Source organism: Roseibium sp. QJM3NY_11 (genome assembly GCF_056173175.1).
The window spans coordinates 342,070-355,798 of sequence record NZ_CM149660.1 but is presented as its reverse complement, the minus strand read 5'-3'; the positions used below and the strand labels follow the sequence as shown (position 1 = coordinate 355,798).

Here is a 13,729-nt window from a genome sequence, read left to right as displayed (position 1 = left end):
GGCAACAGACCCGACACGCGCGTGCCGAAGGATCGGTGTCAGTTCCGGACCACTGTTTCAGCCGGTGCGTTCCGCCCGCAGCGACTTCAGCCGGTAGAGTGCCTCGAGTGCCTCGCGCGGGGTCATGTCGTCCGGGTCGATGTCCTCAAGAGCGCCTGTCACCGGGTCTGGCTCCGCGCTTGTGGCGCTGGGCACGGGCGGTGCGATGCTGGCAAACAGCGGCAGTTCGTCGATCAGGCTCTCGGACGGGGACCTGCGGTCCTGCTCTTCCAGCTGGCTGAGCACCTGTTTGGAGCGTTCGACCACTGTTGCCGGCAGGCCGGCGAGCTTGGCGACCTGAATGCCGTAGGACCGGTCGGCGGCGCCCGGCACGATCTCGTGCAGGAAAATCACCTCGCCATTCCATTCCTTGACCGACACCGTGGCGTTCGACAGGCGGTCGAGCTTGGCCGAAAGCGCCGTCAGCTCGTGGTAGTGGGTGGCGAACAGCGCGCGGGACCTGTTGACCTCGTGCAGGTGCTCGATGGTCGCCCAGGCAATCGACAAGCCGTCGAACGTGGCTGTGCCCCGGCCGATTTCATCGAGAATGACCAGGGACCGGTCGCCCGCCTGGTTGAGGATGGCGGCCGTCTCGACCATTTCCACCATGAAGGTCGAGCGTCCGCGTGCCAGGTCATCCGCCGCGCCGACGCGCGAGAACAGACGGTCGACCACACCGATATGCGCGGACATGGCGGGCACGAACGCCCCCATCTGGGCCAGCACCGCGATCAGGGCATTCTGGCGCAGGAACGTCGATTTACCGGCCATGTTGGGACCGGTGATCAGCCAGATATGTCCGATGTCCTCGTCCGAGTCCGGGCCAAGATTGGCATCATTGGCAACAAAACTGTCGCCGCCGCCTTTTTTCAGGGCGCTTTCGACAACCGGATGCCGCCCGCCCCTGATGTCGAAGGCCCGGCTGTCGTCCACGGTCGGCCGCACATGGGCCTCTTCCTGGGCGAGCTTGGCCAGCCCCGCCGACACGTCCAGGGCGCTGAGGCCCTGTGCCGCTGCCTTGATGGTCTCGCCCGCATCGATGACCGCATTTGCCAGGCGGTCGAAAATCTCCATCTCGATGGCCAGCGCGCGTTCGCCGGCGCTGGCAATCTTCGATTCCAGTTCGGCCAGTTCGGTCGTGGTGAACCGCATGGCTCCGGCCATTGTCTGGCGGTGGATGAACCGGGCGGGATCGCCGGTGAGTCTGTTCGCCTGGGCGGTGGGGGTCTCGATGAACCAGCCGAGCACGTTGTTGTGCTTGATCTTCAGCGACCGGAGACCGAGCTCTTCGGCATATTGCGCCTGCAGTTTCGCGATCACCTTTCGGCTCTCGTCGCGCAGCGAGCGCAATTCGTCGAGGTCGCCGTTGTAGCCGGTTGCGATGAAACCGCCGTCCCGTTTCAGCAGGGGCGGATCCTGCCGGATGGCGCGCGTCAGTTCCTCCCCGAGGTCGTGGGGCGCCCGCTCGAGGCTGGCGCGGGCGGCGGAAATTTCCGCCGGGATTGCCACCGGGCTCGATCCTGTCTGGTCAAGCACGGCCCGTGCCGCCGATAGTCCCAGGGCAAGGGCGAGAATGTCCCGCGGGCCGCCCCGGTTCAGGGCGATGCGTGACAGCGCGCGGGCCATGTCCGGTGCGCCCTTCAGGGTCTGGCGCAGACCTTCGCGCATCAGTTCGTGTTCGAGAAAAAAGCCGACGGCGTCATGGCGCTGCTGAATTTCATCGACATCGAACAGCGGGCCGGCCAGCCTGCTGGCGAGCAGCCGGGACCCGCCGCCCGTGACCGTACGGTCGATGGTGGCCAGCAGCGAGCCCTGTCTTTCACCCGAGAGTGTCCGGGACAATTCCAGATTGGCGCGGGTCGCCGGATCGATCAGCATTCTGCCGGCACCGGCCTCGCGAACCGGCGGGTCGAGGGGCGGGCGTTCGCCGAGCTGGGTTTTCTCGACATAGGCAAGGATGCCGGCGGCGGCCGACAGTTCGGCCCGGCTGAAGGTGCCGAAGCCGTCCAGGGTCTTGACGCCGAAATAATGCGCCAGCCGGTCGGTGGCCGTCGAGCTGTCGAAAAAGGCACGCGGCACCGGCGACAACGAGCCGCCGGACTGTTCGGCCAGCAGACGCAAGTCGCTCTCCTGCAGCAGGTGATCGGCGAGGATCAGTTCGCGCGGCGCGACCTGGGCCAGGTCCGCGGCGACGCGCTGGTGGTCGGTTTCGGACACCTGGAAGGATCCGGTGGACATGTCGATCCAGGCCAGTCCGTAGACGGCTTCGCCCTGAAGAGACCCGCCCTTCAGGCGTGTCAGCGCCATCAGGTAATTGTTGGACGTTGCGTCCAGAAGCCGTTCCTCGGTCAGGGTGCCCGGGGTGACGAGACGGACCACATCACGGCGGACCACCGACTTGGAGCCGCGTTTCTTGGCCGCCGCCGGGTCTTCGGTCTGTTCGCAGACCGAAACGCGAATGCCCTTGGCGATCAGCTTTTGCAGGTAATCGTCCGCTGCATGCACAGGCACCCCGCACATGGGAATGTCGTCGCCCTGGTGCTTGCCCCGCTTGGTCAGCGTGATGCCCAGCGCCGCCGAGGCCACTTCCGCATCCTCGAAGAACATTTCGTAGAAATCGCCCATCCGGTAGAACAGCAGGCTGTCGGGATTGGCAGCCTTGATCTCCAGGAACTGGGCCATCATCGGCGTGACCTTGGTGTCCGCCGGAACCGGGTTTTGCGCGTTCTGTCCACTCATGTCTGATACGTAGATCAACCGGCTTTCAAGGGAAAGCGCTTGATTGCGGTTGAGCGGATCGATCCAAAGGAGAAAGGCCACGCGTTTGTCCACCGGCGGTTTTTCCGTCCATGCGCGTTTGGACCGGGACGTCGCGGGTTGAGGCTTCAATATCCAGCGGATAAGGTCGGGCGCCCGCCGCCAAGAGCAGGTTCTCTAGAGGAAACGTCCGCGCCATGTCTGATGAAAACAAATCGTCCAAGACCAATGTCAGCTTTACCGATCAGGAGGCGCTGCAGTTCCACCAGGAAGGCCGCCCCGGAAAGCTGGAAATCAACCCGACCAAACCGATGGCGACCCAGCGCGATCTGTCACTGGCCTATTCGCCCGGCGTAGCCGTTCCGGTGCAGGCGATCGCGGACGATCCGAGCAGGGCATACGACTATACGACCAAGGGCAACATGGTCGCCGTGATCTCCAATGGCTCCGCGATCCTGGGGATGGGAAATCTCGGTGCACTGGCCTCCAAGCCGGTGATGGAGGGCAAGTCGGTCCTGTTCAAGCGCTTCGCCGATGTCGATTCCATCGATCTGGAAATCGACACCCAAGAGGTCGAGGAATTCATCAATTCGGTGCGCTACCTCGGGCCGTCCTTCGGCGGCATCAACCTTGAGGACATCAAGGCGCCGGACTGCTTCATCATCGAGCAGCGCCTGCGCGAACTGATGGATATTCCCGTCTTTCACGACGACCAGCACGGTACGGCCATCATCGCCGCGGCGGGTCTGATCAATGCATTGCACATGACCGGCCGGGACATGAAGGATGCAAAGATTGTCTGCAACGGCGCGGGCGCGGCGGGCATCGCCTGTATCGAGCTCGTCAAGGCGATGGGTGTTCCCCACCAGAATGTCACGCTCTGCGACACCAAGGGGGTGATCTACAAGGGCCGCGAGGAGGGCATGAACCAGTGGAAATCGGCGCATGCCATCGAAACCGGCGCGCGCTCGCTCTATGACGCGTTGAAAGGCGCGGATGTCTTTCTGGGCGTGTCGGTCAAGGGGGCCTTGACGGCAGACATGCTGAGGGTAATGGCGCCGAATCCGATCATCTTCGCGATGGCCAACCCGGATCCGGAAATCACCCCGGAAGAGGCCGCCGCCGTGCGGGACGACGCCATTGTCGCCACCGGCCGCTCGGACTATCCGAACCAGGTCAACAACGTGCTCGGGTTTCCCTATATTTTCCGGGGCGCACTGGATGTCCAGGCGACCACCATCAACGACGACATGAAGGTGGCCTGCGCCCACGCGCTGGCGGAACTGGCGCGCGAGGAAGTGCCCGACGAGGTCGCCGCGGCCTATCGTGGCAACCGGCCGAAGTTCGGGCCGGAATACATCATTCCGGTGCCATTCGACCCCCGCCTGATCCATGCAATCCCGCCGGCGGTTGCCCAGGCAGCGATGGATTCGGGCGTTGCCCGGCGTCCGATCGTCGACATGGAGGCCTACAGGCATCAGTTGTCCGCGCGCCGCGATCCGGTCGCCGGCACCTTGCAGCGGATCTTCTCCAAGGTGCGGCAGCAGCCGAAACGGGTCGTCTTTGCCGAGGGCGAGGAGGAGCCGGTGATCCGCGCGGCGGCAAGCTTCGCCTCGCAAGGGCTGGGCGAGGCCATCCTGATCGGCCGCGAGGACGAAATTCGAAAGATGGCCGAACACGCCGGGGTCGATCTCGGCAAGACCGGCATTTCCATCCAGAACGCGCGGCTTTCGGATCGCAACAGCGACTACGCCCAATATCTCTATGGCCGCCTGCAGCGCCGGGGCTACCTGCTGCGCGACTGCCAGCGCATGGTCAACAACGACCGCAATTACTGGGGCGCGATCATGGTTGCGCGCGGCGATGCCGACGCCATGGTCACCGGCCTGACCCGGAACTACTCCGTGGCCCTCGACACCGTCAAGGCGACCATCGATCCGAAGCCGGGTCACCGGATCATCGGTGTTTCCCTGGCGCTTGCCCGGGGCCGGACCGTGCTGATTGCCGACACGGCGGTGATCGACATGCCGACATCGGAGGAACTGGCCGACATTGCCGAGGAGGCTGCCCATGTCGCCCGCAAGCTCGGTTATGAGCCGCGTGTTGCCATGCTGGCCTATTCCACCTTCGGCCACCCGAAGGGCGAACGCTCAGAAAAGGTCATCGAGGCCGTCAAGATCCTCGACCGGCGCCGCGCCGACTTCGAGTATGACGGGGAAATGGCAGCGGACGTTGCCCTCAACATGGACCGCATGGCCTCCTACCCCTTCTGCCGCCTGTCCGGACCGGCGAACGTTCTGGTGATGCCGGCTTTCCACTCCGCTTCCATCGCCACCAAGATGCTGCAGGAACTGGGCGGGGCCACCGTCATCGGCCCCCTGCTCGTCGGTTTCGACAAGCCGATCCAGATCCTGCCCATCGGCGCCAAGGACAGCGACATCGTCAACATGGCCGCCATCGCGGCGTTCAACGTGACGTGAGAGGGGGCATTGCGCATTTGCCCGTCCCGGAGGACACCTGAAGGGTCAGTCAGCTTTTGACACTGGCTCCAGTTCTTCAGGCAAGGTGAGGTCAAGGATCCAGGCACGCACTGATTCCGCAAAGAGTTCCGGTGACTGGGCAATCCAGCCATGACCGAGATTTGGAATTGTGCGCGCCTTGCACCTGGACATCCGTGTTTGAAAAACGGGCAGGGATGCCTTGATAGCTGGATGTTCCTTCTCCCCGGCCAAGACAAGCGTGGGCACCGAAATGTGTCTCAAGGCATCGAGGACATCGAACTCCAGTGCAAGCCGCCCGACTTTTCGCATTGTCGAGGCCGATGCGTTGGGGCGGCCCTTCCTGCTGATCAGGTCGACATTTGCGACCCCCATGGAACGCGCCATTTTTTCGCGTGTGCGCCGGGAATTGATCATCCAGGATGAAACGTGCATCATGGCGCGCATCAATGCGGGAGCGGGGATAGGTTCGCATTGAAAACCGCTCAGGATGGCGCTTTGCACGAGGGGAGAGTGCCTCAGCATCAGGTAAAACCCGATGTAGGACCCCATTGAAATGCCGGCAATGTGGACCGGGGACGTGCCCAGTTTCTCCACGACCCTGGCGACAGCGTCACTGGCCTCCTCGAAATCTGTAACCGCATGTCCTTTGGACAGGCCATGACCAGGCAGATCAATACACACACAATTGAAATCGGGCAGCAATTCTGTGGCCTTCTGCCATATGCGGCCGTCGAATCCGGCTGGATGAAGTAGAACAAGCGTCGGCTGCCCGATGTTTGTTTGAGTGGAATGCAGCATCGCTTGCTTCTCGCCCTGCCGTTTGAAAAATGTGTGGCTTGTATCTCAAGGTGCGTAAGAGGGACTGTCACATTGAAGTGAGTCTTTTCGATGCGCTATAGGATCGTTTGATGTTTCCTCTTTGACAAACCCTTCGTCACCGGTGATACCTCGAACCCATGTCGGATATAAAAGTCAAAATCTGCGGTCTGTCGACCGAGGACACCATGGAAGCCGCGCTGGAGGCCGGTGCGGACATGGTCGGGCTGATGTTCTATCCCAAGAGCCCCCGCCATGTGTCCCTCAGCCAGGCGTGCCGGCTGGCTGACATGGCCAGGGGCAAGGCCGAGATCGTCGCGGTGACGGTCAACATGGATCTGGACGGCCTGTCGCGGATCAAGGAGCTGGTCGCTCCCGACACCATCCAGTTTCACGGCTCCGAAGCGCCGGAATCCCTCGCCGCGGTGAAGGTCATGCACGGCACCGGGATCATGAAGGCCGTGGCGGTTTCCGAAGCCGCCGATCTGGAACAGGCGCAATATTACGCGATCGTCGCGGACCGGATCCTGTTCGATGCCAAACCGCCGGCCGGGGCCGACCTTCCCGGCGGCAATGGTGTCGCGTATGATTGGGCTCTCCTGAAGGGCCTTGACCTCGGCAAGCCCTATATGCTTTCCGGAGGCCTGGACCCGTCGAACGTGGCCGAGGCCATTCGCGTCAGCGGCGTGTCCGAGGTCGATGTTTCCTCGGGTGTCGAGCGGGACAAGGGCGTCAAGGACAACGACCTCATACGCGCTTTTCTGGCGGCGGCCAAAGGTGCCTGATATCGGGAAGAAAACCGCTCTGCGGCAAGGAGTTTACGCGTGAACGATATGGCGAACAGCATCCGGACCGGTCCGGACGATCGTGGGCATTTCGGCATTTTCGGCGGCCGCTACGTCGCCGAGACCCTGATGCCGCTGATCCTTGAACTGGAACAGCACTACAAGGACGCCAAGAACGACCCGGCCTTCCACGCGGAGATCGAGTCGCTCAACACCCATTACACGGGCCGTCCCTCGCCGCTCTATTTTGCCGAGCGGCTGACGGAGGAGCTGGGTGGCGCGAAGATCTATTTCAAGCGCGACGAGCTCAACCACACCGGATCCCACAAGATCAACAACTGCCTGGGTCAGATCCTGCTGGCCAAACGCATGGGCAAGACCCGCATCATCGCGGAGACCGGCGCCGGCCAGCATGGGGTGGCGACCGCCACGGTCTGCGCGCGCTTCGGCCTGCCCTGCGTGGTCTACATGGGCAAGACCGACGTGGAACGGCAGAAACCGAATGTCTTCCGCATGAAGCTTCTGGGCGCCGAGATCGTGCCGGTCACCGCCGGCGCGGGGACCCTGAAAGACGCCATGAACGAGGCGCTGCGGGACTGGGTGACCAATGTCGACGACACCTACTACCTGATCGGCACGGCGGCGGGCCCGCATCCCTATCCGGAAATGGTGCGTGACTTCCAGTCGGTGATCGGCCGGGAACTGCGCGAGCAGATCATGGCAGCCGAAGGCCGGCTGCCGGACGCGTTGGTGGCCGCCGTCGGCGGCGGCTCCAATGCCATCGGCATGTTCCATCCATTCCTCGATGACAAGGGCGTCGAGATCTACGGCGTCGAAGCCGGTGGCCATGGGCTCGAGGGCGAGGAGCATTGCGCGTCGCTGACGGCCGGTAAGCCCGGCGTTCTTCACGGCAACCGCACCTATCTGCTTCAGGACGACGACGGCCAGATCCTTGAGGGCCATTCAATTTCCGCCGGCCTCGACTATCCCGGCATCGGGCCGGAGCACTCCTGGCTGAAGGAGATCGGCCGCGTGAACTATGTGCCGATCATGGACACCGAAGCCCTGGAAGCCTTCCAGATGCTGACCCGGGTCGAAGGCATTATCCCGGCGCTGGAGCCGTCCCATGCACTGGCGCATGTGGCGAAGCTGGCGCCGCAGATGGGCAAGGACAAGATCATCGTCATGAACCTGTGCGGTCGCGGCGACAAGGACGTTTTTGCCGTCGGCGAGATGCTGGGGTTCGATCTCTGAAAACCCTTGAACACCGGGGCATTCGCAATTTCGAGGGCTGCGCGGCACAACCGCGCGGCCCTATTTCTTGATCGGGCGGGCGGTCAGCATGGCCTGGAGAAGCTGTTGCCGTCCGCGTGCGTCCAGATGCTGGGCCTGCGCCAGCAGAGCCGGGTCGGTTCGCGCGGCTCCGGGGGACAGTGAACCGTGACCTGCGGTCAGGCCGATATCCTTCATGCGGCGCCATACACGTTCGCCGAAGGGCTCGGGGGCAGGTTCAAACAGGGAATGGGCCATTTTCAGCTCCTTGGAATGCAGGGGTTTGCAATGGGACCAACATAGGCGCACAGAGTGCATTTTTCCAGAGGCTAATTCTGCGTATCGAACAATCCAGCCATGCAATTCGCGTGGGGCTGACCTGCGCAGCGCCCGGTTGCTGCACTGCAAAAAACTCATAAGCTGCAGCCATCGTGATTCCTGGCGGCAGAAGCCCCCTATCCATGGTTCCTGAGATGAGCACCTTGCAGGCCCTTTTTCTGAGCGCGCCTTCGGCGGCACCGCTGACCACCGTATTTCGCGGCACGGGAACCCCGTTTCAGCGTTCCGGACGCACTCGGCCAATCGGCGGCGAACACATCTACCGGTCCGACGCCGACCTGAGAGCGATCGGCCTGATCGACTATCCGAGCCGGTAACGGCCGGCGGATATCCCGGCCGTGCATTCTCGGCAAACGCCATCAGAACATTGACACGGGCCCGGCTGCACCCGTACATCGCAATGGCGGAAAACGCCCCCGGTTTTCCGGCAAGCGCGAAAAGGGTAGCAAAGAATGACGGAAACGCGTATCGACCGCCGTTTTAAGGCCTGTGCGGAGGCCGGACGGCCGGCCCTGGTCACCTTTGTCACGGCGGGTGATCCCGATCTTCAAACCTCCCGCGCCATTCTGAACGCCCTTCCGGCAGCCGGTGCCGATGTCATCGAGCTCGGCATGCCGTTTTCCGATCCGATGGCGGAAGGCATTCCGATCCAGCTTGCCAACCAGCGCGCTCTGGCTGCGGGCCACACCATGAACGACACGCTGGACATGGTGCGCGAATTCCGGAAAACGGACCAGGACACGCCGATTATTCTGATGGGCTACTACAACCCGATCTATGTGCGGGATCCGGTCAAGTTCGTCGATGTCGCCAAGGAGGCCGGGGTCGACGGCTTCATTATCGTCGATATTCCCGCAGAGGCGGATGACGAATTGTGCATTCCCGCGCTTCAGGCAGGTCTCAACTTCATCCGCCTGGCGACACCGACGACGGACGACAAGCGGCTGCCCGCCGTTCTGGCCAACACCTCCGGTTTCGTCTATTACGTCTCCGTGACGGGGATCACCGGGGCCGACATTGCCGATACGGGCAGGGTCGCGACCGCGGTGAACCGCATCAAGGGACACACGCAATTGCCCGTGGCTGTCGGATTTGGCGTCAAGACCGCCGAGCAGGCGGCCGTGATCGGTCAGGATGCGGACGGTGTCGTCGTCGGTTCCGTGCTGGTCAATGCCATTCGCGACAGTCTGGACGATGCCGGCAAGGCAACCGGTGGGACCGTTCAGGCGGTCGCAAACGTGGTTTCCGACCTGGCTGCCGGGTGTGCCCGGGCCAGATCTGCCTGAAACGCCGGCCCCGATTTGTTCGGCAACCGGAATTGATGGAAAGCGGGCGGACCCCATATCTCTGCCCATGAACAACCCGAGCACGTCTTGTGCTCTCAAGGAACGGGACGCGTCTGACGTGAACTGGATCAACTCTATCGTACGCCCCAAGATTCGCGATCTCTGGAAAAAGCGCGAGGTTCCGGAAAATCTCTGGATCAAGTGCCCGGAAACCGGCGAAATGGTGTTCCATCGGGATCTGGAGGCCAACCTCTGGGTGATCCCGAATTCCGGCCATCACATGCGCATGCCGGCCCGCAAACGCCTGGAAGCGCTGTTTGACGGGGGCAACTACACCAACGTCAAGACGCCGGACGTTCAGGCCGATCCGCACAAGTTTCGGGATTCCAAGCGGTATTCGGACCGCCTCAAGGAAGCCCGGGCCAAATCGGGTGAAGACGAGGCCGTTCTGGTCGCGCAGGGCCGTGTCAGTGGCATGGATTTCACGGTCGCGGTACAGAATTTCGATTTCATCGCCGGATCGCTCGGCATGGCGGCCGGTGAGGCCATTCTTGCCGGCATGCTGAAAGCGGTGAAGGACAACACTCCGTTTGTCATGTTTGCCGCGTCCGGGGGCGCGCGCATGCAGGAAGGCATCCTGTCGCTGATGCAGATGCCGCGGACCACCGTCGGCGTGCAGATGCTGCGCGAGGCCGGTCTTCCCTATGTGGTGGTCCTGACCAACCCGACCACGGGCGGCGTGTCCGCCTCCTATGCCATGCTGGGAGATGTCCATATCGCCGAACCGGGCGCACAGATCGGCTTCGCCGGGCGCCGCGTGATCGAACAGACCGTGCGTGAGAAGCTCCCCGACGATTTCCAGACTGCCGAGTATCTGCTCGACCACGGCATGATCGACATGGTGGTGCCGCGCCAGAAGATGCGTGAAACGCTGTCGCGTATCTGCGGCATTCTCATGAAGCGGGAGGTCGAACTGCCGCGGCTCGAAGCGCCGAAGGAACCGGCCCCCGAGGCCGAGCCCGTCGCGGCGGTGGAGACCGCCGCAGCCCCTGCAACGGAACCCGAGGCGGCCGGCAAGACCTGACCGGTCTCCTGATTCCGTCGCGAAAGCAACCTGAGGCGACATTTCCGGTCAGCCTGCTTGTCACACCGGCAGCCTTATTCTAAGCCGGAGCTTGCGCGAAAACGGGACAAAGGAACCCTGTGGAGGGCGCCCTGGATCAAATAACGAGAATTCTGGACCGGCTGCTGGCCCTGCACCCGAAGGAGATCGACCTCTCCCTCGGGCGGATGCAGCGTCTTCTGGCGGCACTCGGGAATCCGGAACGGCGGCTGCCGCCGGTCATTCACGTTGCCGGCACCAACGGCAAGGGCTCCGTGACGGCCACCATGCGCGCGGTCCTGAAGGCCTCGGGCAAGAGCTGTCACGTCTATACGTCCCCGCATCTGGTCTCGTTCAATGAGCGGATCCGGCTCGGCGACGACGGCCGCTACGTGTCCGACCCTGTGCTCTGCGAGGCCTTGCAGCGCTGCGAGGAAGCCAACGGTGGTGCGGAAATCACTTTCTTCGAGATCACCACGGCTGCGGCGCTTCTGCTGTTCGCGGAGCATCCCGCCGATATTCTGTTGCTGGAAGTGGGTCTCGGCGGACGGCTGGATGCGACCAACGTCATCGACACGCCCCTGGCAACAGTGATCACGCCGGTGTCCATGGATCATGAAAAGTTTCTCGGCAACGACCTGGCGGTGATCGCTTCGGAAAAGGCGGGCATCGTGAAACCCGGCGTCCCGGTGATCTGTGCCGCTCAGGAGGACAGCGCCCTGGCCGCAATCAGCCGGCAGGCCGCCCGGATGCGGGCGCCCCTGACAATCAGCGGCCAGGATTTCCTTGCGGAGACCGATCAGGGCCGGATGATCTTTCAGGATGACGACGAGCTGGTCGACCTGCCGCTGCCGGTGCTCTGCGGCCACCACCAGATTGCCAATGCGGGGCTGGCGATCGCCACCCTCAAGGCCGCGGGTCTGATGCCGGATGCGGCGGTTCTTGCACGGGGTCTGAAATCCGTCAGTTGGCCCGGCCGGTTGCAGCCGGTTGTTCACGGTCCGCTTCACGACATGTGCCCGCATGGAACGGAGATCTGGCTGGACGGGGGTCACAACCCGGGCGCGGGATTGTCCATCGCCCGCTTCATGGGCGAGCAGGAAGAGCGCGCGCCGCGTCCGCTCTACCTTGTCGCCGGCATGTTGACGACCAAGGACCCGGCCGGTTTCTTCCGGCCCTTCCACGGGCTTGTCCGCCATGTCGGCACGGTGCCGATCGTCTCCAGCGGCACGGGCAGGACCCCGGAAGATCTCGCCGATCTTGCGCGTTGCGCCGGGCTCGAGGCCACCCCGTTCCAATCGCTGGACGCGGCCCTGGCCGATGTGGCAGCCTGTGCCGGCAAGGATGGCGAACCTCCGCGCATACTGATCTGCGGCTCTCTTTATCTCGCAGGAGAGGTCCTGGCGCGCAGCGGAATGGCGCCGGACTGAACGCCGGACCGACCGAACACGAGACCGCTTGCCACCTCAAGGAGGCTCTTTTGACACTCGGATTTCAGAAATTGTCCAGACATCTGGCCGGATTGTTGCTTGGTGGCGCTCTTGCGTGCGGGAGTGCGGCCGCGCTGAGCGAGCACTACGAAACGCCCCCGGAACAGGATCCGGCAAAGGTGCTCGCCGGCAAGCAGCTCGGACCCGGCTACGCGGTGCTGCCGCCCGTGCGCGGCGACGGCTTCTTGCGCATCTATCAGCTGCAAACCGATCTTGGCGTGGAACGTGTCGAGGGCGACGGCCTGCTGAAGCTGCGTCTGGCCGAACTGAAGGTGCTGGTGGCGCTGGAAGGCCTCAAGCAGGATGCCGGATTTGTCGACGGCCTGAAACAGGCGGCCATGAAACCCGTCGAGTTTGTCGAAAGCACCGTCACGGACCCGGTCGGCACGGCCAGAAATACCGTAACCGGGGTCGGCCGGATGTTCGGCCGTCTGTCGAAAGGCGTCGAAGCGGCGGTCCACGGCAAGGCGGGATCGCCGGCGGAGCTGGCAAAATCGATCACTGGTCAGGCGCAGGCCCGCCGGCAGCTGGCGGTGGAACTCGGCGTCGACCCCTACACCTTCTATCAGCCCCTGTCGGACAAGCTGGACGAAACAGCCAGCGTGACCACCGCGGGAAGCTGGACGGTCACTGCGATCACCAGCCTGCTGCCGGGCGGCCTGATCGTGAACGCCGCACGCCAGGCCGACAATTTCCGCAATGTGATCGTCGACAGCACACCTTCGGAACTCCGCGACCGGACAACGTCGGTGCTGCGCGAGGCGGATGTGTCCGAGGCAATCATTCAAAGCCTGGCCACCAATCCGTTCTTCACGGAGTCGGAAAAGGCGATGATCGCCTATCAGCTGCAGGCCATGCCGGGTGTCGGCGATCTCGACCTGGTCGTCGCCAAGGCGGCCGAGGCCGACAGCCGTGACCTTGCCTATTTCCAGCTGCGCCGGATCGTTCTTCTGGAGACCTACAACCGGACGGTTTCCGGGCTCGGTGATATCAAGCTGGTGTCGGGCATTCCCGTGGCGATCCGCCGGGACGGCGTCGCCGCTGTCGTCCTGCCGCTCGACATGGTTGCCTGGACACAGACCGTGGCGCAGACCTTTTCCGCCCTTCACGAAGGCCTGGCCGGCCTGCCCTTTCCACCGTCCGGTGTCGATTTCCTGATCACCGGCGAGCTGACCCAGATGGCCGCCGAACGCATCGCCTCCTTCGGTTGGGACATCACCGGCGACTACCCGATGCCCGAGGGACCGGTGCGATAAGGGGGTGTGCCGGCATGTGCCCGACACGGATCAGCGCGCGAACACGGCGCCTGGCGCAAAACCTTCGAAATGATCAGACAAGGGGC

General features: G+C 63.3%; 11 protein-coding genes. 8 read left to right on the top strand and 3 right to left on the bottom strand.

What is annotated here, in order from left to right; all coding sequences use genetic code 11:
• Positions 1-57 precede the first annotated feature (57 nt).
• Positions 58-2,778, bottom strand: a complete 2,721-nt coding sequence (gene mutS / locus AC0VX3_RS01570) for a DNA mismatch repair protein MutS (protein ID WP_475525117.1) — start codon at positions 2,776-2,778, stop codon at positions 58-60.
• Between the two features lie 215 nt (positions 2,779-2,993).
• On the opposite strand from mutS, the gene AC0VX3_RS01565 reads away from it, so the two are divergent.
• The gene (locus AC0VX3_RS01565; protein WP_475523256.1) at positions 2,994-5,276 is read left to right on the top strand and encodes an NADP-dependent malic enzyme; all 2,283 of its coding nucleotides are present in this window, start codon (positions 2,994-2,996) and stop codon (positions 5,274-5,276) included.
• Positions 5,277-5,321: 45 nt separating this feature from the next.
• On the opposite strand, the gene AC0VX3_RS01560 is transcribed toward AC0VX3_RS01565, so the two are convergent.
• The gene (locus AC0VX3_RS01560; RefSeq protein WP_475523255.1) at positions 5,322-6,095 is read right to left on the bottom strand and encodes an alpha/beta fold hydrolase; all 774 of its coding nucleotides are present in this window, start codon (positions 6,093-6,095) and stop codon (positions 5,322-5,324) included.
• 158 nt (positions 6,096-6,253) lie between these two features.
• Here AC0VX3_RS01560 and AC0VX3_RS01555 point away from each other — a divergent pair, with 158 nt between their 5' ends.
• Positions 6,254-6,898, top strand: a complete 645-nt coding sequence (locus tag AC0VX3_RS01555; protein WP_475523254.1) for a phosphoribosylanthranilate isomerase — start codon at positions 6,254-6,256, stop codon at positions 6,896-6,898.
• A gap of 48 nt (positions 6,899-6,946) precedes the next feature.
• Positions 6,947-8,152, top strand: a complete 1,206-nt coding sequence (gene trpB, locus AC0VX3_RS01550; RefSeq protein WP_342893812.1) for a tryptophan synthase subunit beta — start codon at positions 6,947-6,949, stop codon at positions 8,150-8,152.
• 60 nt (positions 8,153-8,212) lie between these two features.
• Here trpB and AC0VX3_RS01545 read toward each other — a convergent pair whose 3' ends face one another.
• Positions 8,213-8,428 carry a hypothetical protein gene (locus AC0VX3_RS01545; protein WP_475523253.1) on the bottom strand — a complete coding sequence of 72 codons (216 nt, stop codon included), beginning with the start codon at positions 8,426-8,428 and terminating at the stop codon, positions 8,213-8,215.
• Positions 8,429-8,643: 215 nt separating this feature from the next.
• Here AC0VX3_RS01545 and AC0VX3_RS01540 point away from each other — a divergent pair, with 215 nt between their 5' ends.
• The 5 genes from AC0VX3_RS01540 to AC0VX3_RS01520 all read left to right on the top strand — a co-directional run bounded on the left by AC0VX3_RS01540 (position 8,644) and on the right by AC0VX3_RS01520 (position 13,643).
• Positions 8,644-8,826, top strand: a complete 183-nt coding sequence (locus AC0VX3_RS01540; RefSeq protein WP_342893330.1) for a hypothetical protein — start codon at positions 8,644-8,646, stop codon at positions 8,824-8,826.
• A 135-nt stretch (positions 8,827-8,961) separates the two neighbouring features.
• Complete coding sequence (gene trpA / locus AC0VX3_RS01535; protein ID WP_475523252.1) at positions 8,962-9,795, top strand: tryptophan synthase subunit alpha; 834 nt, start codon at positions 8,962-8,964, stop codon at positions 9,793-9,795.
• 118 nt (positions 9,796-9,913) lie between these two features.
• Positions 9,914-10,879 (top strand): acetyl-CoA carboxylase, carboxyltransferase subunit beta, encoded by a 966-nt coding sequence (gene accD / locus AC0VX3_RS01530; protein WP_475523251.1) that lies wholly within the window; start codon positions 9,914-9,916, stop codon positions 10,877-10,879.
• Between the two features lie 131 nt (positions 10,880-11,010).
• Positions 11,011-12,327: a bifunctional folylpolyglutamate synthase/dihydrofolate synthase gene (locus AC0VX3_RS01525; RefSeq protein ID WP_475525116.1), complete on the top strand. Its 1,317-nt coding sequence runs from the start codon at positions 11,011-11,013 to the stop codon at positions 12,325-12,327.
• A gap of 50 nt (positions 12,328-12,377) precedes the next feature.
• Positions 12,378-13,643: a hypothetical protein gene (locus tag AC0VX3_RS01520; RefSeq protein ID WP_475523250.1), complete on the top strand. Its 1,266-nt coding sequence runs from the start codon at positions 12,378-12,380 to the stop codon at positions 13,641-13,643.
• Positions 13,644-13,729: the final 86 nt, after the last annotated feature.

Bases quoted from the DNA above. Each gene is read 5' to 3' on its own strand.
- trpA (WP_475523252.1), top strand. From the start codon at position 8,962: ATGACGGAAACGCGTATCGACCGCCGTTTTAAGGCCTGTGCGGAGGCC.
- trpB (WP_342893812.1), top strand. From the start codon at position 6,947: ATGGCGAACAGCATCCGGACCGGTCCGGACGATCGTGGGCATTTCGGC.
- mutS (WP_475525117.1), bottom strand. From the start codon at position 2,778: ATGAGTGGACAGAACGCGCAAAACCCGGTTCCGGCGGACACCAAGGTC.
- AC0VX3_RS01565 (WP_475523256.1), top strand. From the start codon at position 2,994: ATGTCTGATGAAAACAAATCGTCCAAGACCAATGTCAGCTTTACCGAT.
- AC0VX3_RS01540 (WP_342893330.1), top strand. From the start codon at position 8,644: ATGAGCACCTTGCAGGCCCTTTTTCTGAGCGCGCCTTCGGCGGCACCG.
- AC0VX3_RS01545 (WP_475523253.1), bottom strand. From the start codon at position 8,428: ATGGCCCATTCCCTGTTTGAACCTGCCCCCGAGCCCTTCGGCGAACGT.
- AC0VX3_RS01560 (WP_475523255.1), bottom strand. From the start codon at position 6,095: ATGCTGCATTCCACTCAAACAAACATCGGGCAGCCGACGCTTGTTCTA.
- AC0VX3_RS01555 (WP_475523254.1), top strand. From the start codon at position 6,254: ATGTCGGATATAAAAGTCAAAATCTGCGGTCTGTCGACCGAGGACACC.